19 protein-coding genes and 1 pseudogene are annotated in these 19,012 nt (G+C 70.5%); 9 read left to right on the top strand and 11 right to left on the bottom strand.

Annotation, left to right across the window (positions count from 1 at the left end):
• Nucleotides 1-5: 5 nt before the first annotated feature.
• Both HNQ79_RS10955 and HNQ79_RS34490 read right to left on the bottom strand, forming a co-directional pair.
• A complete protein-coding gene (locus tag HNQ79_RS10955) occupies nt 6-695 on the bottom strand; it encodes a PDDEXK nuclease domain-containing protein (RefSeq protein WP_229923511.1) in 690 nt (229 codons plus the stop codon).
• Nucleotides 692-1,078 carry a DUF1016 N-terminal domain-containing protein gene (locus tag HNQ79_RS34490; protein WP_229923512.1) on the bottom strand — a complete coding sequence of 129 codons (387 nt, stop codon included), beginning with the start codon at nt 1,076-1,078 and terminating at the stop codon, nt 692-694. Before HNQ79_RS34490 ends, HNQ79_RS10955 begins: the two co-directional genes overlap by 4 nt.
• A 199-nt stretch (nt 1,079-1,277) precedes the next feature.
• On the opposite strand from HNQ79_RS34490, the gene HNQ79_RS10950 reads away from it, so the two are divergent.
• The 3 genes from HNQ79_RS10950 to HNQ79_RS33660 all read left to right on the top strand — a co-directional run bounded on the left by HNQ79_RS10950 (nt 1,278) and on the right by HNQ79_RS33660 (nt 3,875).
• Complete coding sequence (locus HNQ79_RS10950) at nt 1,278-3,125, top strand: bifunctional metallophosphatase/5'-nucleotidase (protein ID WP_185029504.1); 1,848 nt, start codon at nt 1,278-1,280, stop codon at nt 3,123-3,125.
• Nucleotides 3,126-3,282: 157 nt separating this feature from the next.
• Nucleotides 3,283-3,729: a helix-turn-helix domain-containing protein gene (locus HNQ79_RS10945; protein WP_185029502.1), complete on the top strand. Its 447-nt coding sequence runs from the start codon at nt 3,283-3,285 to the stop codon at nt 3,727-3,729.
• Between the two features lie 14 nt (nt 3,730-3,743).
• Nucleotides 3,744-3,875, top strand: a complete 132-nt coding sequence (locus HNQ79_RS33660; protein ID WP_260421563.1) for a hypothetical protein — start codon at nt 3,744-3,746, stop codon at nt 3,873-3,875.
• A 72-nt stretch (nt 3,876-3,947) separates the two neighbouring features.
• Here HNQ79_RS33660 and HNQ79_RS10935 read toward each other — a convergent pair.
• The 4 genes and pseudogenes from HNQ79_RS10935 to HNQ79_RS10920 form a co-directional block, all read right to left on the bottom strand.
• A pseudogene (locus HNQ79_RS10935) lies at nt 3,948-5,526 on the bottom strand (ABC-F family ATP-binding cassette domain-containing protein).
• 253 nt (nt 5,527-5,779) lie between these two features.
• Complete coding sequence (locus HNQ79_RS10930) at nt 5,780-6,013, bottom strand: hypothetical protein (protein WP_185029500.1); 234 nt, start codon at nt 6,011-6,013, stop codon at nt 5,780-5,782.
• 32 nt (nt 6,014-6,045) lie between these two features.
• A complete protein-coding gene (locus HNQ79_RS10925; RefSeq protein WP_185029498.1) occupies nt 6,046-6,231 on the bottom strand; it encodes a DUF397 domain-containing protein in 186 nt (61 codons plus the stop codon).
• Nucleotides 6,228-6,989, bottom strand: a complete 762-nt coding sequence (locus tag HNQ79_RS10920; RefSeq protein ID WP_185029496.1) for a helix-turn-helix domain-containing protein — start codon at nt 6,987-6,989, stop codon at nt 6,228-6,230. The genes HNQ79_RS10925 and HNQ79_RS10920 overlap by 4 nt, the downstream gene beginning before the upstream one ends.
• A gap of 170 nt (nt 6,990-7,159) precedes the next feature.
• Here HNQ79_RS10920 and HNQ79_RS10915 point away from each other — a divergent pair, with 170 nt between their 5' ends.
• On the top strand, nt 7,160-7,462 hold the full coding sequence (locus HNQ79_RS10915; protein WP_185029494.1) for a hypothetical protein: 303 nt from the start codon (nt 7,160-7,162) through the stop codon (nt 7,460-7,462).
• A gap of 443 nt (nt 7,463-7,905) precedes the next feature.
• A complete protein-coding gene (locus HNQ79_RS10910; protein ID WP_185029492.1) occupies nt 7,906-8,889 on the top strand; it encodes a hypothetical protein in 984 nt (327 codons plus the stop codon).
• Between the two features lie 81 nt (nt 8,890-8,970).
• Here HNQ79_RS10910 and HNQ79_RS10905 read toward each other — a convergent pair whose 3' ends face one another.
• The 5 genes from HNQ79_RS10905 to HNQ79_RS10885 form a co-directional block, all read right to left on the bottom strand.
• Nucleotides 8,971-10,386: a HAMP domain-containing sensor histidine kinase gene (locus HNQ79_RS10905; protein ID WP_373312557.1), complete on the bottom strand. Its 1,416-nt coding sequence runs from the start codon at nt 10,384-10,386 to the stop codon at nt 8,971-8,973.
• Between the two features lie 77 nt (nt 10,387-10,463).
• Nucleotides 10,464-11,213, bottom strand: coding sequence for a response regulator transcription factor (locus HNQ79_RS10900; RefSeq protein ID WP_185029491.1), 750 nt, complete (start codon nt 11,211-11,213; stop codon nt 10,464-10,466).
• A 66-nt stretch (nt 11,214-11,279) separates the two neighbouring features.
• The gene (locus HNQ79_RS10895) at nt 11,280-12,329 is read right to left on the bottom strand and encodes a S1C family serine protease (protein ID WP_229923513.1); all 1,050 of its coding nucleotides are present in this window, start codon (nt 12,327-12,329) and stop codon (nt 11,280-11,282) included.
• Between the two features lie 406 nt (nt 12,330-12,735).
• Nucleotides 12,736-13,758, bottom strand: coding sequence for a LacI family DNA-binding transcriptional regulator (locus HNQ79_RS10890; protein WP_185029487.1), 1,023 nt, complete (start codon nt 13,756-13,758; stop codon nt 12,736-12,738).
• A gap of 71 nt (nt 13,759-13,829) precedes the next feature.
• Entirely contained in the window at nt 13,830-14,621 is a 792-nt protein-coding gene (locus HNQ79_RS10885) for a response regulator transcription factor (protein ID WP_185029485.1), read from the bottom strand.
• A 388-nt stretch (nt 14,622-15,009) separates the two neighbouring features.
• Here HNQ79_RS10885 and HNQ79_RS10880 point away from each other — a divergent pair, with 388 nt between their 5' ends.
• From HNQ79_RS10880 to HNQ79_RS10865, 4 genes are all read left to right on the top strand, one after another.
• Nucleotides 15,010-15,999 carry an alpha/beta fold hydrolase gene (locus HNQ79_RS10880; RefSeq protein ID WP_185029483.1) on the top strand — a complete coding sequence of 330 codons (990 nt, stop codon included), beginning with the start codon at nt 15,010-15,012 and terminating at the stop codon, nt 15,997-15,999.
• Nucleotides 16,000-16,082: 83 nt separating this feature from the next.
• Nucleotides 16,083-16,337: a MoaD/ThiS family protein gene (locus tag HNQ79_RS10875; protein ID WP_185029481.1), complete on the top strand. Its 255-nt coding sequence runs from the start codon at nt 16,083-16,085 to the stop codon at nt 16,335-16,337.
• Between the two features lie 9 nt (nt 16,338-16,346).
• Nucleotides 16,347-18,131: a hypothetical protein gene (locus tag HNQ79_RS10870; protein ID WP_185029479.1), complete on the top strand. Its 1,785-nt coding sequence runs from the start codon at nt 16,347-16,349 to the stop codon at nt 18,129-18,131.
• Nucleotides 18,132-18,225: 94 nt separating this feature from the next.
• Entirely contained in the window at nt 18,226-18,921 is a 696-nt protein-coding gene (locus tag HNQ79_RS10865) for an LmeA family phospholipid-binding protein (protein ID WP_185029477.1), read from the top strand.
• Nucleotides 18,922-19,012: the final 91 nt, after the last annotated feature.

Genomic DNA, 19,012 nt, shown 5'->3' with positions numbered 1-19,012 from the left:
GGTGCTCAGCTCGCCGCGTAGTCCCGGAGCACGTCGTCCGCGACGCGGGCCAGGTCGTCGGCGGCCGGGAGCGATTCCTGCGCCTCTCGGTCCAGGCCGGTCCAGGTGGCGACGGCCATCGGACTGCCGCTCCGCTCCAAGGCGTACCGGGCCACCTCGCCGTCACGGTTGGCCGCGACGAGCAGGCCGATGGTGGGGCCGTCCAGTTCCTTGTTCCGTACGAGATCGTCGGCAACGGCCAGGTAGAAGTTCAGCTTGCCGTAGTGCTCGGGCTCGGCCCGGCCGGTCTTGAGCTCGATGATCACGAAGCGGTGCAGCCGCACATGGTAGAAGAGCAGGTCCAGCCGGAAGTCCGAGTTTCCGACGCGCAGCGGGTACTGGCGGCCGACGAAGGCGAATCCGGTGCCGAGTTCGGTGAGGAAGAGGACCATCCGGGCCACGAGCGCGTCCTCAAGGCTGCGCTCGGAGGTGTTGCCGTTGAGGCTGGTGAAGTCGAAGAGGTACGGGTCCCGGGTGATCTCCAGGAGGACGTCGGAGTCGTCCGGGACGGTGAGCGTGAAGTTGTTGAGGGCGGCACCCTCGCGCTCGTGCAGGCGTTGCTTGATCTGGAGGTCCAGGACACTGCGGGACCAGCCGTACTGGATGGCGCGGCGGGCGTAGAACTCCTGCTCGGCGTGGGTCTCGCAGTGGCTCACCTGAGGGCGATGATGTGCCCCCAGGGCAATTGGGCAACAAGCTGTTGCCCAATTTGTTCGACCCATGTTCGAGCGAACTGCTGCATGTACCTGACGTTGCGTGAACTGAACCCCCGCTGGCCCGGAAACTCCGTCCGCAGTTCCGTCGCGATGCGGTCGATGACCTTCGTTCCCCAGCGTTCCTCGCCCTGCTTCTCCAGGATCGTGCGCCCGATCTCCCAGTACATCCGGATCATCTCGGTGTTCACCTTGAGCTGCGCTCGCACATGCGCACCCCGCACGATCGACTTCAGGTCGTCGACCATCTCGTGGAAGCCCGGCGGCAGGCCGGAAGCCTGGGCGGGGACAACGGCGGCGGCCTCAGCCGCGATCTTCTCGTTCACGCACACAGCCTTGCCCCCCACATATGCCGCAGGCGTGATATTCGTCCACCTTCAGCCAAACGGGTGACTGTTGTTCAAACCCTGACGTACCGCCGACGGAAACCACCTCGTAACCCCTTACCCCCTGTCGCGCTACGCGCGTTGACTTTAGGCTGCCGAACGCAGCCCTCACCCTCACGCTGAACTCACAAGGGGACAGATGTCAGCGAACCCTCGCCCGAACCGTGCGGTACGGCGCCTTCTGGTCGCCGCCGCCGGGTTGACCACCGCCGGCGCACTCATCGCCGCCGTGCCCGCCGCAGCCAACGGCCCGACCGGCAACGGCAAGGGCGGCGGCCAAGGTTCCGGCCACGGCCGTACCGTCGACGTGCAGCTCCTCTCCTTCAACGACCTGCACGGCAACCTGGAACCCCCGGCCGGTTCCGCCGGCATGGTCAACGAGACGCAGCCCGACGGCACGGTGAAGGCGATACCGGCCGGTGGCGCCGAGTACCTGGCAACCAGCCTCCGCGAGGCGCGCAAGGGCAACAAGTACTCGATCACGGCCGCCGCGGGAGACATGATCGGCGGCAGCCCCATGCTCTCGGGGCTCTTCCACGACGAGCCGACCGTCGAAGCGCTCAACAAGATGAAGCTGGACGTGTCGTCCGTCGGCAACCACGAGTTCGACGAGGGCGCCGCGGAACTCCTGCGGATACAGAACGGCGGCTGCCACCCCACCGAGGGCTGCTTCGAAAAGGACGCCAAGGGCAAGCCGAAGAAGTTCAAGGGCGCCGAGTTCCCCTACCTGGCGGCCAACGTCACCAAGGAGAAGACCGGCAAGCCGCTCCTGAAGCCGTACACCGTCTGGAAGAAGGACGGCGTGAGGATCGGCTTCATCGGCGTGACCCTGGAGAACACCCCGGGCATCGTCACTGCCGCGGGCGTCAAGGGACTGAAATTCCACGACGAGATCGAGACGGTCAACAAGTACGCCAAGGAGCTCGACCGGCTGGGCGTGAAGTCCATCGTCGCGCTCATCCACGAGGGCGGCGCCCCGGCCTCCTCCTCGTACAACTACAACTGCGACAGCCCCGGTGCCGGCGACGGCATCTCCGGGCCGATCGTCGAGATAGCCAAGGGCATCAGCCCGAAGGTCGACGCCATGGTCACCGGTCACACCCACCAGGCGTACGTCTGCACCGTCCCGGACCCGTCCGGCAAGCCCCGCCTGGTGACCTCCGCGTCGTCCTTCGGCAAGGCGTACACGGACACCACGCTCACCTACGACCGCCGTACCAAGGACATCGTCCGTACGACGGCCAAGTCGGCGACCTCGAAGAACTACGTCGTCACCCGTGACCAGCCCAAGGCCGCGGACATGACGCAGCTGATCAACCGCTGGAACACCCTCGCCGCGCCCATCGCCAATCGGCCGCAGGGCTACATCTCCGCCGACATCAACGGCCGCGGGGCCACGGGGTACGAGAAGCCGCTCGGCAACCTGATCGCGGACGCCCAGCTCACCGGCCTGGCCCCCGCCGACAAGGGCGGCGCCCAGCTCGCCCTCATGAACCCGGGCGGCATCCGCTCCGACCTCGTGTACAAGGCGTCCGGCACGGAAGGGGACGGCGTCGTCACCTACGGCGAGGCCTTCACCGTCCAGCCCTTCACCAACCTCATGAATGTCGTCGACCTGACCGGCGCGGACCTCATCGCCGCACTGAAGCAGCAGGTCAGCGGCAAGAACGAGGAGTCCCCGAAGATCCTCCAGATCTCCAGGGGCCTCACCTACACCCTCGACCTCACCAAGAGCGGCGCGGACCGCGTCGACGCCGCCACCATCAGGCTCAACGGTGAGGCGATCGACCCGGTCAGGACCTACCGCGTCGCCATGAACGAGTTCCTGGCCGGCGGCGGCGACAACTTCCCCGCCCTCGCCCTCGGCAAGAACAAGCTCAACGCGGCCTCCGACCTGGACGTCTTCAACGCCTACCTGGCCGCGAACTCCAGCCCCACCAACCCGCTCGCCCCGCCGGCGGCGGACCGGATCACGATCGTGAAGTAGTACGTCGGCACGTCGACGCGTCAGGGGCGGTGCCCGGGATCTCCCGGGTGCCGCCCCTTCGCCGTTCACCGCCCTCTGCCCGGGTGCCCGGATGGCGAGTCCTTTCGTTTCTTTCGTTTCCGAGTACTCTTGAGACCCTGTACAAGGGAGAGCCGTCATGCACAGCACAGCAGAGGACAGGACACTCATGCCCGAGCACCGGGCGGAGATTGCGGAGCTGCGCGCGTTTCTCGACCGCACGCCGCATGCGGCCGAGCCGGCGGTGTTGCGCGGCCCGGACGGTACGGCGCACACCCTGCCCGTCGAGGTGTACGAAATCCTCCTCGCCGCCGTCCGCGCGCTGTCCGAGGGCAAGGCGGTCACCGTCGCCCCCGTGAACACGACACTGACCACTCAGGAGGCGGCGGACCTCCTCGGGGTCAGCCGTCCAACCTTCGTGAAGATCCTCGACGAGGGGAAGCTCCCGTTCAGTCGCCCCGGACGTCACCGTCGCGTGCTGCTTTCCGATGTGCTCGCCTACCGGGACCTACGTCGGTCCGAGAGGCGCAGCGGCCTGGACAGACTTGTTGAACTGACCGAGGAATCCGGGCTGTACGACAACTGACCACAGGGATCATCGTGCAGCGCATCGTTCTCGACACCTGTGTCCTCTACCCGAACTACCTGCGGGACACCCTGCTCGGGCTGCTCGATCGGCTGGCGAAGGGCGGTGCGGAGCAGTTCGCGGCGGAGGTACGGCGGCGGATTTGAGCGGTTACCGAGGGGCGGTGCCCGGGATCTCCCGGGTGCCGCCCCTGACGCGTGCGGGGTGGTGGGCCGGGCTCACCCGGCCAGCTCCAACCGCTCGCCGCCCGCGAACCGCTCCCGCAGCAGACGGTCGTGCGACGCGACGACCAACGTGCCGGGGTACGTCGCGAGGGCCGCCTCCAGCTCCTCCACCAGGGCGGGGGAGAAGTGGTTCGTCGGCTCGTCGAGGAGGAGCAGGTCGACGGGCCCGGCGAGCCAGTTTGCGCCGCTGCCCGACGGAGAGGGCGGCGAGTCGTCGGTTCACGTCCGCGCCCCGCAGCAGCCCGTGTTCCAGCAGAAGCTGTACGCGTTCCTCGCCCAGCGCGCTGCGGACGGTACGGCTGTCCCCGGGCGGGGTGTCCTGGCGAAGGTGCCCGATACGGGCGGGGCGGACGACGTCCCCGGTGTCGGGCGCGATCCGCCCGGCCAGGACGTCCATCAGCGTTGACTTGCCCGCACCGTTCGGCCCGGTGAGGAGCAGTCGAGCCCCCGGCTCCAGCGTCACCGTGCCGGGCAGGTGCAGCCGCCCCGCCACATGTACGTCGCTCAGCTCCACAGCCTCCGCCGCTTCCGACGTGATCCGCGCGGTGAACCGCAGCGGTTCCGGCGGCGGCGGTACGGGGTGCGCGGTCAGCCGTTGCACCTGTTCGCGGGCGTTGCGGACGCGGACCGCCGCACCGTGCGTACGGGAGCGGGCGCGGAATGCCCCGGCGCCGCTGAAGCCGCGCGGGAGTTTGCGGGGGATCGCCGCCATGGCCCCGCCGTTCGACTCGGCCAGAGCGGCGTGCCTCGCCAACTCCTCTTTCCACTCCGCGTGTTCGCGGGCCCACCGTGTTCGTGCGGCGGCCTTCGACACGAGGAATCCCCCGTAGCCGTCCCCGTACCGGTGCACGGTGTGCGTGTCGCCGTCCACTTCCAGGACGGTCGAGGTGACCCGCTCCAGGAACGCCCGGTCGTGCGTCACGGCGACGACGGTTCCGGGGTGTGCCCGCAGCCGGTCCTCCAGCCAGCGGACCGCGACGTCGTCAAGGTCGTTGGTGGGCTCGTCCAGCAGGAGCAGCTCCGCGCCGGAGGCCAGGGCGGCGGCCAGGGCGAGCCGGGAGCGCTGTCCGCCGGAGAGCGTGCCGAGCGGCCGGTTCCGCTCCAGCGCCTCGACTTCGCCCAGCTCGCGCAGGGTGATGTCGACGAGCCGGTCGGCATCGGCGCCGCCGCGCGCCTCGTAGGCGGTGAGCAGCGCACCGTACTCGTCGAGATCGCCTTCGGTGAGCCGCGCCTCGGCGCGGGAGATACGCCGCTGCAGGTCCCGCAGCTCCGCCAGCGCGAGGTCGACCGCGTCGCCGACGGTGGCGGTACCAGGCAGGTCGAGGGTCTGTGAGAGGTGAGCTGTGCCGCCGGGAGCGACGACGGTGAGGGTGCCGTTGTCGGGCTGCTCCTCCCCGGCGAGGAGGCGGAGGAGGGTGGACTTGCCGGACCCGTTCTCGCCGACGACGCCGACCTTCTCGCCGGGGCGGACGGTGAAGGAGGCGCGATCCAGAACCAGTTGGTCGGCATAGCGCTTGGTGAGGTCGAGGGCGGCGAGCTGCGACTGAGAGGTGACGCATGCTGCTGGGGTCAAGTGGAGCCCTTTCGTGGACGGCGACCGCGAGGCGAGACGTATCGTCTCGTCACGATGACGTTAACGCACGCCGATGCCTTCCGCAAGACGCATCGTCTCGTTGACGTGTGGGGGCCTCGAACGGCCGGTCCGGCTCTTCTTGCGGCTCCGGGCCGGGTCGTCGCCAGGTCGGGAGAGCGTGGTTCGCTGCGCGTCCACCCCGGGGGGCCAGGGACGTTTCGGACTACGGGTGGATCACGGGGAGGGCCGCGCCTCAGACGTCGAGCTCCTTGCCTGCGGAGTCCCAGGACGGCAACGGCAGGTAGGACGGCGGCATGAGGACGAGGCCGGGCGGCGTGTGGTCGATACTCCCCTCAAGGGCTTCGTTCTCGGGAACCGGCCAGTCCACCACGATGTGGTCGCCCGGTGGAATGTCGTGCTCCATGCCGGCCGGCTCGAACAACACGTTGAGGCGATCGCTACCGTCGTTCGTGAAGGTGATCTTCACGTCGACGAATTCACCCACGGGCGAGCGCGGCGCTATTTGAGCAGGGACAGGAACGTGTTCCAGGCGTGGTCGGTGACGCTGATGACGGGGCCGGTGTCGGCGAGCTTGGTGTCGCGGAGGTGGGTAAGGCCGGGGATGTTGTCGGCGACCTCGACGCAGTCGTCAGCGACCGGACCGCTGTGGGAGGACTTGCGCCAGTTCAGGGTCTCGTTACTCAATGGAACCTCTTCAGGGCTTTTTGGATTGCCGTTGCTGATTCCTCGACCGCCAACGCGCGGGCGGCGAGGCGATCATAGACCTTTTGGTACCAAAGGACCTGGGCCACTTCCTCGCTGTATGAGCCGGTGTTGAAGCCCTCGGTGTATGCGCCTCGGGTGCCGTTGGGGAGGGTGAGGATCGACATGGTTCCCACGATGTGTCCCGCTCGGCTCGGAAGCACACGCAAGTTGATATTGGGGGATTCATGGGCCTCCACGAGCCGAGCGAGCTGTGGCTCGGTGGCCCCGTACAGGGCTGATTCGGCAAGGATGAGAGACATCCACGGTGGGTCCTCACGTTCCCATACCGCCTGGCGCGACCTTCGCTGCTCAATCGTGCGGTCGACCTGTTCAAGGCTTCCTGCATTCGCCGTCAGGATCAACTCGCGCGTGTAGTCCGCTGTCTGGAGGAGGCCAGGGACGATGTGACCGCAGGCATGGATCATCACCGCTTCCTGCTGTCTGCGCAGGAATGGTTTCGCATAACCCACGTACGTGGCCTGCTCCAGAATCCGGACCAGATTCACCAGTTGATCACGGCGCAGCTCCAGCACGGCTTCCAGCTTCCGCGCCAGCTCCGTGTCCGGCGGCGCGTCTCCCGTCTCCACCTCCGAAATCCGGGACTGACTGGTGAAGACCCGTTTCGCGAGGAACGTCTGCGACCAGTCCTCGCCCGGGATCCTGGCCCGTGCCCTGGCCAGCCGCGCTTCCTGGACCACGTTGCCGATGTACTGCTCGATGTTCTCGCTGGGGTCTGGCTCTCGCGCCCTTGGCATATGCCCAGTACCTCGATTGCGCTCCGGTAGCGAACTCCTACCGATCGTAACCAAACGTCGCCAACCTGGAGGAAGAACAACGCAGTTCCACTGCGCGAGCTGGAAGCAGAGGCATGAACATCGAGCCCCGAATCCCCACCACACCCCCACGCGACACCGCTGTGGAGAGGCAGAACCAGACCGCCACCATCGCCTTCAACGAACTCTTCGCCGCCATGGTGAAGGCAGGCACCCTCCTCCCACACCTCACCCTGTGCCTCGACGAACCGGGGGTCCCGCTCGACCTCGGCCGGCTGAGCGCCGTGGACTGTCTCCACCTGGCCCGGAGGCTCAATCTGCTCCTGGCCCTTGAGGCCGACGTGCGGAGGCATCAGCGCTCTCTGCTGGAGCACAGCCGGACGGCGGAACAGAGTTGAGCGCCGAGGACGGGGGCTCTGCGATCCTGTGCCCCACGTGCCAGAAGATCGTCCTGTGGACGGACGGTACGAGCCGCTGCCCGGCCTGCCGGGCGCTGCTGCCGACCCTCCACCCGACCCCGGAAGCGTCGAGGTCCGCTCAACCCAAAGGCACTTGAACAGGCATGGAGCGCTTGAGCTTCGAGGTCTGAGAATCGAGCGGTCTTTACTCGGAAGAGGCCGGTGGGAACCTACCCACCCACCCGCCCTTCGCGCGGACGCATCCTCGCGCGTGAACGTCGCGCCGCTGCCAACTCAGCGCCTCAGCACCGGGGGTGACTTTTCGTGACCGAGTGGCGGCAGTGCGTGGCGACCATGTACGGTCCGTCACAACGAAGCGGCCCCTGCGGGTGTTAGCAGCACCACGCAGAGGCCTCGCCACTTCGATCGTTAGGCCCGATCTCATGGCTGTTGGCCAGCTTAGTCGTACCCCCCATGCCCCCGCCCACCCCATGGCCTCCCCCGGCTTCGGCAAGCGCGCGGCCCCCGACCAACAACCGCGCTGCAAGGGCGATTTCGCACACCTGCCCAGGCGTGAAGCGGCCATCGCCCAGTACATCGACCGGCTCCCCGAGGGTGCCGACATCAGCATCAAGACCCTCGCCCGCGAAATGGCCGACTACGGCCAGTGCGCCATCGGCACCGCCCTCAACCGCCTCACCGAAGCAGGCCACTTGCGCCGCCGCCGCACGGGCCTCATGGACGACCAGGGCAACGTCCGGTACGTCACCGAGTCCTATTTCAGCCGTACGCCCAGGCCCGCTGCCTGGTGGCACGACGTCTTCACCGACAGCGTGCCCTCGTCCGGGTACGCGGACCCCGAGCCGGGCGAGCCCCAGGGTGGGGGCGGGCACGAGGGGCGAGGCTTCCGTGCGCTGGCCCGGCTCGGGCGGCGCGAGCCGCAGCTGGCGCTGTCGGAGGGCGAGTGTTACGCACTGGCGGAGACGGCGGGGGAGTGGTTCCGGCGCGGAGCGAGCGAGACGCAACTCGTGTACGCGCTGACGCTGTTGCTGCCTGCGCGCATCACCCACCCCTTCGGCTTCGTACAGTCGCGCCTGCTCTCCAAGCTGCCGCCCGAACTCCCGCCCGTTCCCCTCGGCGTGGCCATGACGGAGTGCGTCGGCTGCGGCGCGGCGGGGCGGCCCGAGGAGCTGCCGGGCGGGCTGTGCCGGCCCTGCCGGAGCACGGCGCCGGTGCGGTGTGCGACCGGGGAGCACGGCGGGTGCGGGCGTCCCGGCTGTTCGGACCCCGCATGCGGGCCGTCCCCGAGGGCCGTACGCGGCAAGGCCGCCCGTATCCGACGGGAGATGCGGCTGCGGCGGGGCGGGACCGACGTGGGTGCCACCCCGGGCCGCCGCCGCTCGCGTCGTAGGGGGCGCGGCAGGTAGACCGGCGCGGCGGGTGAACCGGTGCGTCCGGGCCGTCGGCCGGTTCCCGGCAGGGGCGGCTCCGACGCGTGCCCCCTCAGCTCACGGAACCTCCGACGGCGGAGGTGTCGGCGCGCCCGGCAGGCGGATCACCGCTTCCGTGCCGGGGCCTCCGTCCTCCGGGGGACGGAGTGCGACGTCGCCTCCCGCCTCGCGGACCGTGCGGGCGACGATCGACAGTCCGAGGCCGGAGCCGGGGAGGGCGCGGGCGGAGGGCGAGCGCCAGAAGCGTTCGAAGACGTGGGGGAGATCGGCGGGCGGGATGCCGGGTCCGTGGTCGCGGACGGTGAGCGTCCCGAGATGGAGGCGGACGTCCACGGTGCCGCCCGGCGCGCTGAACTTGACCGCGTTGTCGAGGACGTTGACGAGGGCGCGCTCCAGGGCGGCCGGTTCGGCCCGTACGTACCAGGGCGCCAGCGACGTGGTGAAGGTGAGCTCGGGGCCGCGCAGGCGGGCGCGGTCGAGCGCGGTGCGGGTGAGGTCGTGCAGGCCGACGACCTTGGGCGAGGAGTGTCCCGGAGCGGCCTCCGGCCTGGCCAGTTCCTGCAAGTCACCGATGAGGGCGGCGAGTTCCGTCATTTGTGCCTTGACCGAGGTGAGGAGGGCCTTGCGGTCGGCGGGAGGGAGGGCGCGCCCGGTGTCCTCGCTGCGGGAGAGGAGCTCGATGTTGGTACGGAGGGAGGTGAGCGGGGTGCGCAGTTCGTGGCCCGCGTCGGCGATCAGCTGCGACTGGAGGTCGCGGGAGGAGGCGAGTGCGGCGGTCATGGCGTTGAAGGAGGCGGAGAGCCGGGCGATCTCGTCGTCGCCCTCGACGGGAATGCGCAGGCTCAGGTCCTCGGTGCGGGCCACGTGCTCGACGGCGCCGGTCAGCCGGTCCACGGGGCGCAGCCCGCTGCGGGCGACCCAGAGGCCGGCGCCGCCCGCGAGGAGGACACCGATACCGGCGACGAAGGCGAGGATCAGGGCGAGGTCGTCAAGGGTGCTGTCCACCTCGCCGAGGGGGCGGGCCACGGAGACGGCGAGCGACAGCTGGGGGTAGCCCCGCAGCGGGTACGTGTAGACCCGGTACTTCTTGCCGTTGGCGGCGACCGTGTTGTGGAAGGCGTCGGTGGTCTGGCGCTCGGCGACGGCGATGTCCTCCGCGCGGACGTCGACGGACTGCCGCCCCCAGATGACGCACTTCGTGCCGTTCTTGGCGACGATCTGGATGGTCTGGTCGAACAGGTCGGGGTTGTCGCGGCCGGGAATCTGGCGCACGCACCGCGCCTGGCCCGCGACCGCGTCGATGTCGATCTGCCGGACGACGTCGCTGTCCTGGGGGTGGTTGCTGCTCAGCGCCGTGTCCAGCGAGTTCACCAGGGTGTCCCGCGTCACGAACCAGCACGTCACCGACGCTGCGGCGACGGCGAGGGCCACCGCCGTGGTCACCAGCAGCGCCAGCCGTGAACGCAACGGCAACCGCCGGAACCGGCCCAGTGGCCCACCCGGCGGTACGGACCCCGGCCCGTTCGCGGCGGCCCCGTCCGCCCGCCCGGTCACTGGTCGGACCGCAGGACGTACCCGACGCCCCGCACGGTGTGCACCAGGCGCGGTTCGCCGCCCGCTTCCGTCTTGCGGCGCAGGTACATCACGTACACGTCCAGCGAGTTGGACGACGGCTCGAAGTCGAAGCCCCAGACGGACTTGAGGATCTGCTCCCTGGTGAGGACCTGACGGGGGTGCGAGAGGAACATCTCCAGCAGGGTGAACTCGGTTCGGGTGAGGTCCACTTGACGCCCGCCCCTGGTGACCTCACGGGTCACCATGTCCATGCGCAGGTCCGCGAAGATCAGGACGTCGCCGGGGGTGGGCGGCAGGCCCGCTGCCGCCGCGTACGAGCTGCGGCGGAGCAACGCCCGGACGCGGGCGAAGAGTTCGTCGAGTTCGAAGGGCTTCACGAGGTAGTCGTCGGCGCCCGCGTCGAGCCCGGACACCCGGTCGCCGACCGTGTCGCGCGCGGTCAGCATCAGGATGGGCGTCGTGTCACCGCCGTGGCGCAGGCGGCGGGCCGCGGTCAGGCCGTCCATGCGGGGCATCTGGATGTCCAGGACGATCAGGTCGGGTGCGTACGAGGACGTCTTCTCCAGGGCCTCGATGCCGTCGGCGGCGACCTCCGTTGCGTACCCCTCGAAGGCGAGGCTGCGCTGGAGGGCTTCCCGTACCGCGGGTTCGTCGTCGACGACGAGGATGCGTTCGGTGGCGGGACGGTCCTCGGCGGGGGGCGTGGGGGAGCTCGCGGGGGTCATGAGGTCCTGGTGTCCTGGTCTTCTCCGGAACCGTCTCCGGTCGGGGTGGCGGGGGCGATCCCAGCTTTACACGCCGAAGCCGGAGAAGGGGTCGCGGCTGTCGGTGCTGCCGTCGCTGTCCTGCCCCTGGCCGGAGGTGTCGTCGCCGGTACCGCCCTTGCGCAGGCTGTCCAGGTCGGCCTTCACCGTGTCGGAGGGGATCGCGAAGCCGAGCCCGACGCTGCCGGCGCCGCCGCCATTGCCGGAACTCGGGGCGTACATGGCGGAGTTGATGCCGATGATCTCGCCGCGCATGTTGATCAGCGCGCCGCCGGAGTTGCCGGGGTTGAGGGAGGCGTCGGTCTGGATGGCCTTGTACGTCGTCTTGGACTGGCCGGTGTCGCCGTTGAAGCTCTCGCCGCCGAACTCGAAGGGCCAGCCGCCGCCCTGCTGCCGGCTGCCGGACCGTCCCTTGTCCTGCTCCTTGGAGACCGTCACGTCGCGGTCGAGGGCGGAGACGATGCCGCTGGTGACCGTACCGGAGAGGCCCTCGGGAGAGCCGATCGCGACGACCTGGTCGCCGACCTTGACGTCCTTGCTGCTGCCCAGCTTGGCGGTGGGGAGCTTGCTCGCGTCCTGGAGCTTGAGCAGGGCGAGGTCCTTGTCGGGGTCGGTGCCGACGACCTTCGCGGTGTAGGTCTTGCCGGAGGACAGCTTCACCTTGACGGTGTCGGCTCCCGCGACGACGTGGTTGTTCGTGATGACCTCACCGTCGGCGGTCAGGATCACGCCGGAGCCGGTGGAGGCGCCGGCGGACGAGGTCGCGCTGATCTCGACGATGGCGGGGCCGACGGCCTGGGCGATGCCGGAGACGGTGCCCATGCTGGACTGCGAGACGTTGCTGCCGGGGGCGGCGGCGCTGTTGGCGCCGCTGCCGTCGCCGGTGTACCGCTCGGTCAGGTACGCGGCGCCGCCACCGGCCGTCGCGGCGACGAGCGCCACCGCCGCGAGCAGCGCGACGGGCCGCCCGGCACGACGGCGGTGCACGGTGGGGGCGTGCGACGGGGGCGGGGGGAAGCCGGCGTAGGGGGCGGTGGGGGTGGACTCGGGGTGCGGGGGCGGGGGTGTCGTCGTCATGTTCATGAGCTTGGGCGGGCTGCATGAGAACTGTCTGAGGGGGAGTTAAGAAGGGCGGCAGATTCCTGTATGCCCGGTGTAAGGGGCGGGGTTGGGTGTGCCGGTGCCGGTGCCGGTGCTGGTGCCGGTGCGTGGGCGGGTGTGGGTGCGCGGGCGTGGCGGGGCGTAGGGCGAGGGGTGCACCGTCCGGTGGGGGGCCGCCCCCTTGCCCGCCCGTTCCGCCCCCGGGGGCGGCCCCGCCGCCCAAGCGGGCTACCGGGGGGGAGGGCGTGCGGCCCCGCCGCCCAAGGGGGGCTGCCGGGGCTGCCGGGGGGAGTGCCCCGTTAGGGGCGCGGGGAACTGTGCGGGTGAGCCCCACGCACCCGCACGGAAGAACCCCGCCCCGGCGGCCACGATTCGCCGTGCGTCAGCCGCAGCCGCAGGATCTGCGGATGATCAGCGCCGAGGGGAACTGCTTGACCCGTTCCCGTCGCGACCCGGCCACCCGCAGTCCGTCGTCGAGGACGAGGTCCACCGCCGCCCGTGCCATCGCCGGCCGGTCCGAGGAGATCGTCGTCAGCGGCGGGTCCGTCAGTGCCGCCTCCTTGACGTTGTCGAAGCCGGCCACCGCCAGCTCCCCCGGCACGTCGATGCGCAGCTCACGGGCCGCCCGCAGCACCCCGATCGCCTGGTCGTCCGTCGAGCAGAAGATCGCGGGCGGGCGGTCGGGCCCGGCCAGCAGCCCGAGCGCCACCTCGTACGCCGCGTACCTGTCGTAGGGCGCCTGTACCAGCCGGCCCTCCGTCGAGCGCCCGGATTCCTGCATGGCCCGCCGCCAGCCCTCGATGTGGTCGGCCACCGGGTCGCCCACGGACGGGGTGGACTCGACGCCGCCGAGGCACACCACGTACTCGTGCCCGTGCTCCAGCAGGTGTCGCGTCGCGAGCTGCGCGCCGCCCACGTCGTCCGTCACGACCGCGACGTCGTCGATGGCCTCCGGACGCTCGTGGAGCAGCACCACCCGTGCGTCCCACGCGTCGATCTCCGCCGCCGCGCTCTCGCTCATGCCCTGGCTGACCAGGATGAGCCCGGACACACGCATGCCGAGGAAGGCCCGCAGGTAGTGGATCTCGCGTTCGTTGCGGTAGTCGGAGTTGCCGACGAGCACCATTTTCCCGCGCTCGGCGGCGGCCTGCTCGACGGCGTGCGTCATCTCCGCGAAGAACGGCTGCCGGGCATCGGGGACGATCATGCCTATGAGATCGGTCCGCCGGGACGCCATGGCCTGCGCGACCCGGTCCGGGCGGTAGCCCAGTTCCTTGATCGCGGCGAGGACACGCTCGCGCGTGGCCGGGGCGACCGGCCGGGGTCCGTTGTTGATGACGTAACTGACGACGGCGGTAGAAGTACCCGCCAGTCGCGCCACATCGTCCCGCGTCACCTTGGCCACGCGCAGGAGTCTACGCGGATCGACCAGGTCACAGGCCGGTCGTCCCATGGATCGAGCCGACTTGCGCCGACTTACTCGCGTACGGGCGATTCGGCCGTACGGGCTACCGAGGCGGAAGCCCGCGCCCGCGCCTTCTCGACCTCCCGCGCCGACGCTCCCGCCGCCTTCGCCTCCTCGGCGGCCTGCTCGACCTTCTCCGGCACCACGAAGCGGTAGCCCACGTTCCGTACCGTCCCGATCAGTGCCTCGTTCTCGACGCCGAGCTTCGCGCGCAGCCGCCGTACATGGACGTCGACCGTCCGCGTACCGCCGAAGTAGTCGTAGCCCCACACCTCCTGGAGGAGCTGCGCCCGCGTGAAGACCCGGCCGGGGTGCTGCGCCAGGTACTTCAGCAGCTCGAACTCCTTGAAGGTGAGGTCCAGGACCCGCCCCTTGAGCTTCGCGCTGTACGTCGCCTCGTCGACCGACAGGTCGCCGTTGCGGATCTCGGTGGGTACGTCGTCGGCGACCATGTTCTGGCGGCCCATCGCGAGCCGCAGCCGCGCCTCGACCTCGGCGGGGCCCGCCGTGTCCAGGAGCACGTCGTCGACGCCCCAGTCCGCGGTCACGGCGGCAAGACCGCCCTCCGTGACGACGAGGATCAGCGGGCAGCCGGGCCCGGTGGAACGCAGCAGCTGGCACAGCGACCTGACCTGCGGAAGGTCGCGGCGGCCGTCGATGAGGATCGTGTCGGCGCCCGGGGTGTCCACCAGGGCGGGGCCCTCGGCGGGAGCCACCCGCACGGTGTGCAGCAGCAGGCCGAGAGCGGGCAGCACCTCCGTCGACGGCTGGAGGGCATTGGTGAGGAGCAGCAGAGAGCTCATCGCGCTTCACCTGCTCGGATGTTCATGGTCGTCGTCGTACGAGTCGTCGTAGGAGTCGTACGACTCGCACGCGTCGTACCGGTCGTCGTACTCGTCGTATGCGGTGGATGCACGGTTCGCTCGCCCATAACGTCGGTTCCTCCTCGGTCCCTGCGGGAGGGGGTCCCCCTGGCTCCTTCCGGAGGCCCGGGGGCGTTTGCGGCACTGCTTCGTACTGCTTGTCGCCCTCGGCCGGTTATAGGCGGACGACCCCCGCGCCCTGGGGTCCGACCTGCCTCGTTTCCGGCTCTCTTGCCCTGTTCTTTCCCAGCCTTTTAGGTCGCCCGGAAAGCACAAAAGGACCCGGGGGCAACGCTGCCCGAGTCCTTCGCCGAGCAGAATAGCCCACATGGCAGGCACCGCTTCTGTTTCCTTGGTCACTCCGGGGGCCCGGCGCACCACGCTCCGTACGGACGATTCGGTGCGGATCGAGGCGCTGTACGAGCCGGGAACGTCCCCCGGTGAAGATCCTTCGGGCCGCCCCGTTCTCGTCGTCGCGCACGGATTCTCCGGCGCCCTGGAGCGGCCCGCCGTACGGCGGGCGGCACGGGTGTTCTCGCAGTACGGAGCCGTGATCACGTTCTCGTTCCGGGGGCACGGCCGGTCCGGCGGGCGGTCCACGGTCGGTGACCGGGAGGTGCTCGACCTGGCGGCAGCGGTGCGCTGGGGACGGGAGTTGGGGCACTCGTCCGTGGTCACCGTGGGGTTCTCGATGGGTGGATCGGTGGTGCTCCGGCACGGGGCGCTGTACGGACCTTCGTACGGGGAGTGGCCGGGGGCGGAGCAGAGGGGGCGCACGGAAGCGTGCGGTGGCGCGGGAGCCGGTGGAGCGGCGGACGAGGACGGCGGGCGTGACGCGGACGGGAGCGTGGGCGCCGTCGCCCGTGCGGGTGCCGGCGCCGGTGCCGGTGCGGGGGCGGGGGCGGACGCGGTGGTGGCGGTCAGTGCCCCGGCCCGGTGGTTCTACCGCGGAACCGCTCCGATGCGGCGTCTCCACTGGGTGGTGACGCGTCCCGCGGGGCGCCTGGTGGGGAGGGCCGGACTCCGTACCCGGATTCACCACCGGGCGTGGGACCCCGTACCCCTTTCGCCGGTGGAGGCGGCTCCGTACGTCGCACCGGCCCCGCTGCTGCTGGTGCACGGCGACCGGGACCCGTACTTCCCCCTGGACCACCCGAGGTCGCTCGCCGCTGCCGCACCCGGTGCGGAACTGTGGATCGAGGCCGGGATGGGGCACGCGGAGAACGCGGCGGACGCCGGTCTCCTCGCGCGCATCGGGCACTGGTCGACCGGGGCGGTCGGCCGGATGGCCCATCATGGACAGCTGACGAGGCCGTAAAACGGGCCGGACGCCAGCGAAGGACCGGACGCACACGACGCGCCGGGCCAGGGGGCGACGGACCGGACGAAAGGAGCGCCGCCATGGCAGCGGGCACCATCCGCTTTTGGGCTGCGGCCAAGGCCGCCGCCGGTACCGGCGAGGAGCCGTACTCGGCCGAGACGCTCGCCGAGGCACTGGACGCGGTCCGCGCCCAGCACCCCGGGGAGCTGGTGCGGGTGCTCCAGCGGTGCTCGTTCCTGATCGACGGCGACCCCGTCGGGACTCGTGACCACGGGACGGTACGGCTGGCCGAGGGCGGCACGGTCGAGGTGCTCCCGCCGTTCGCAGGAGGGTGACCGAAGACCATGAGCGCTGACGACCAGCAGTACCCGTACGGGCGGCAGCCGTCGCAGGGGTACGGGGAGCAGCCCCCGTACGGTGAACAGGCCCACCCGCAGCAGCAGTTCCCCGACCCCGCCGTCTCCCACGACGCTCCCGGGACGGGACAGGCCGCTCCCGGGACGGGACAGGACGGCCATGGGACGGGCCAGGGGCAGGCCCAGGACCACGCGCAGGCCTCCCAGGACCCGTACGCCACGCAGAGCTGGCACGGTCTGACCTGGGACACGCAGTACCAGCCGGTCCACCAGTCGCTCCGGCCTCAGAATCCACAGCAGGCACAGCAGGCACAGCAGGCACAGCAGGCACAGCAGGCACAGCAGGCACAGCAGGGATACGAGTCTCCCCAGGCCCCCGGAGCCTCTGGATCGCATCGAGCCCCGCAGCCCCAGCCGGCCCACCAGGACCCGCAGGCCTACCGGAACCCGCAGCTCCACCAGGCCCCGCAGTCCTACGAGCCGCACCAGGCCTCCGGCGCTTCCGGTTCCCACAGAGGAGCCCCTGAGAACCATGGAGCACACGGACAACACGGAACCCCCGGAGCGGACCGGTCCGGATCCCACCGTGCCCAGCAGTCCCCGCAGTCCCGCGAGCCGCACCAGCACTACCAGCCCCACCGGTCACCGCACAGCCACCAGCCCCCACAGGGACACCAGTCCCACCAGGCTGCCGCTGCCGACACCGCCTACCTCCCGCCCCAGAACTTCCGGGGTCCCGACCCGGTGCCTGAGAACTCCGCGCCCCAGAACCCCCCGCCCCACACCCTGACGCCGGGCCCCGCCGGCCCTTCCGGGTCGTACCCGCTTCCGCCCGAGGTCCCCATGCAGGCCGTGCCCCCGAACGCCCACGCACCGGAGCCGGAGCCCGCCTACGGCTCCGCCCCCACCGCCGCGCACCCCCGCGTCTCCGATCACGCCCCGGAGCACGCCTCCGCCTCGTACGACACGCCCCCCGGCCCCCGGTACAGCCCGCCCGCCACCCGCGGCAACGCGCGCATCACGGACGCCCAGCGGGCGCGCGCCGAGGGCCGGTCGCCGATCATCGACCCGGGGATGCAGCCCGCGCTGCTGACCGCCGTCCTCGGCGGACTGCTGGCGGTCGCCGCGGGCCTCGGACAGTTCGCGGTGGTCGTGCCGGTGGTGCTGCTCCAGGCGGTCATGGCGGCGGGCTGGTTCCGGCTGAACGGGATGTGGCCCGCCCGGCAGGGCATCGCGCTCGCGTTCCTCGGCGGCGTGGTCGCGGACGCGGCGATCCTGTCCGTGGACGCCCTGAACGCGCCCACCGCGCTCCTCGGCACGCTCGGCGTATGGGTCCTGCTCACCCTCGTCCTGCACCTGCGCAACCGGATGTCCGCCGACGAGCGGATGTACGCGCTGACCGCGGGCGTCACCACCGCCGCCCTCACCGTCGTCGCCTCCGGGCACCTCGCCGCCGACCCGAAGGCCCTGGCGGTCGGCGGGGTCGCGGTGGCCGCCGCGGTGTTCGCCCGTGCGCTGCCGCTGCCCACCGTCGCCTCGGTCGTCGTCGCGCTGCTCGCCGCCGCCGGCGCCGGCATCGCGGTCGGCGGGGTCAACGGGCTCGGTTCCGGCGGGGCTGTCATCGGCCTCGGGGCGGGCGTGTGCGCGCTGGTCGGGCTGCGGGTGGCCGCGTACGACTACCCGTCGCGCTTCGTGCACATGACGGCAGGCGTCGCGCTGCCGCTGGCCCTGGCGGCCCCGGCCGTCTACCTGCTGGGCCGGGCCTTCGCCTGAGTCACTCGCGCATCACGGGTTACGTGTGAACCCCACCGGTTAGGCTCACTGTCAGTACGGGGGCCAACGAACGCGGGTGGGGGAAACACCAACAATGCGCGCACTTCGCATCCTTCTGATCCTGGGTGTCGTCCTCGGCGGCATCTTCGTCGCCGTGGACCGCCTCGCGGTGAACTACGCCGAGTCCGAGGTGGCCACCAAGGTCCGTGCGAGCCAGGGGCTTTCGACGGAACCACAGATCGACATCAAGGGCTTCCCCTTCCTCACCCAGGTCCTCGCCAAGGAACTCGACCGGGTCGACGTCACCATGGACGGTCTGCAGACGGAGGCCGAGGGCCGCAGCCTGACGGTCGGCAAGATCAACGCCGAGCTGTACGACGTGATCCTCACCAACAACTTCTCCTCCGCCACCGCCACCCGTGCCGCCGGAACCGCCGTCATCTCGTACGACGACCTGACGCGCGCCGCGGGCGACAAGGACGTCAAGCTCGCCTACGGCGGCAATGGCAAGGTCAAGGTCACCGGCACCGCCTCGGTCCTCGGCCGCGAGATCACGCAGAGCGTCCTGTCCAGCGTCAGCCTCAAGGACGGCGGCAGGGTGGTCGCGGTGCGCGCCGACAGCGTGCCCGGACAGGGCATCCCCGGCCTCGAAGGAATGATCCGCAAGAAGATCGACTTCGAGCGCCCCATCGGTGGCCTGCCGAACGGCCTCAAGCTCGACAAGATCACCCCGGTCGAGACGGGCATGGAGGTCGCCGTCACCGGCGCGAACGTGGAGCTGGCCGGATAGCGAGACGGAAGGGTCCAGTCCGCAGGACTGGTAACCGCACGAGCGGGGCGAGGGGCCGGGAAGGACATCCCGGCCCCTTCTTCCGTCCCAC

Origin of the sequence: Streptomyces candidus, assembly GCF_014207445.1 — a bacterium.
In the GTDB taxonomy this organism is placed as follows: Bacteria; Actinomycetota; Actinomycetes; order Streptomycetales; family Streptomycetaceae; genus Streptomyces; species Streptomyces candidus.
This window is presented reverse-complemented; position numbering and strand designations above follow the sequence as displayed.

Coding starts and splice junctions, on each gene's coding strand:
- HNQ79_RS10900 (WP_185029491.1), bottom strand. CDS start 11,213: ATGACCCCCGCGAGCTCCCCCACGCCCCCCGCCGAGGACCGTCCCGCC.
- HNQ79_RS10880 (WP_185029483.1), top strand. CDS start 15,010: ATGGCAGGCACCGCTTCTGTTTCCTTGGTCACTCCGGGGGCCCGGCGC.
- HNQ79_RS10950 (WP_185029504.1), top strand. CDS start 1,278: ATGTCAGCGAACCCTCGCCCGAACCGTGCGGTACGGCGCCTTCTGGTC.
- HNQ79_RS10875 (WP_185029481.1), top strand. CDS start 16,083: ATGGCAGCGGGCACCATCCGCTTTTGGGCTGCGGCCAAGGCCGCCGCC.
- HNQ79_RS10870 (WP_185029479.1), top strand. CDS start 16,347: ATGAGCGCTGACGACCAGCAGTACCCGTACGGGCGGCAGCCGTCGCAG.
- HNQ79_RS10865 (WP_185029477.1), top strand. CDS start 18,226: ATGCGCGCACTTCGCATCCTTCTGATCCTGGGTGTCGTCCTCGGCGGC.
- HNQ79_RS10885 (WP_185029485.1), bottom strand. CDS start 14,621: ATGAGCTCTCTGCTGCTCCTCACCAATGCCCTCCAGCCGTCGACGGAG.
- HNQ79_RS10910 (WP_185029492.1), top strand. CDS start 7,906: ATGGCTGTTGGCCAGCTTAGTCGTACCCCCCATGCCCCCGCCCACCCC.
- HNQ79_RS10945 (WP_185029502.1), top strand. CDS start 3,283: ATGCACAGCACAGCAGAGGACAGGACACTCATGCCCGAGCACCGGGCG.
- HNQ79_RS10895 (WP_229923513.1), bottom strand. CDS start 12,329: ATGACGACGACACCCCCGCCCCCGCACCCCGAGTCCACCCCCACCGCC.
- HNQ79_RS10915 (WP_185029494.1), top strand. CDS start 7,160: ATGAACATCGAGCCCCGAATCCCCACCACACCCCCACGCGACACCGCT.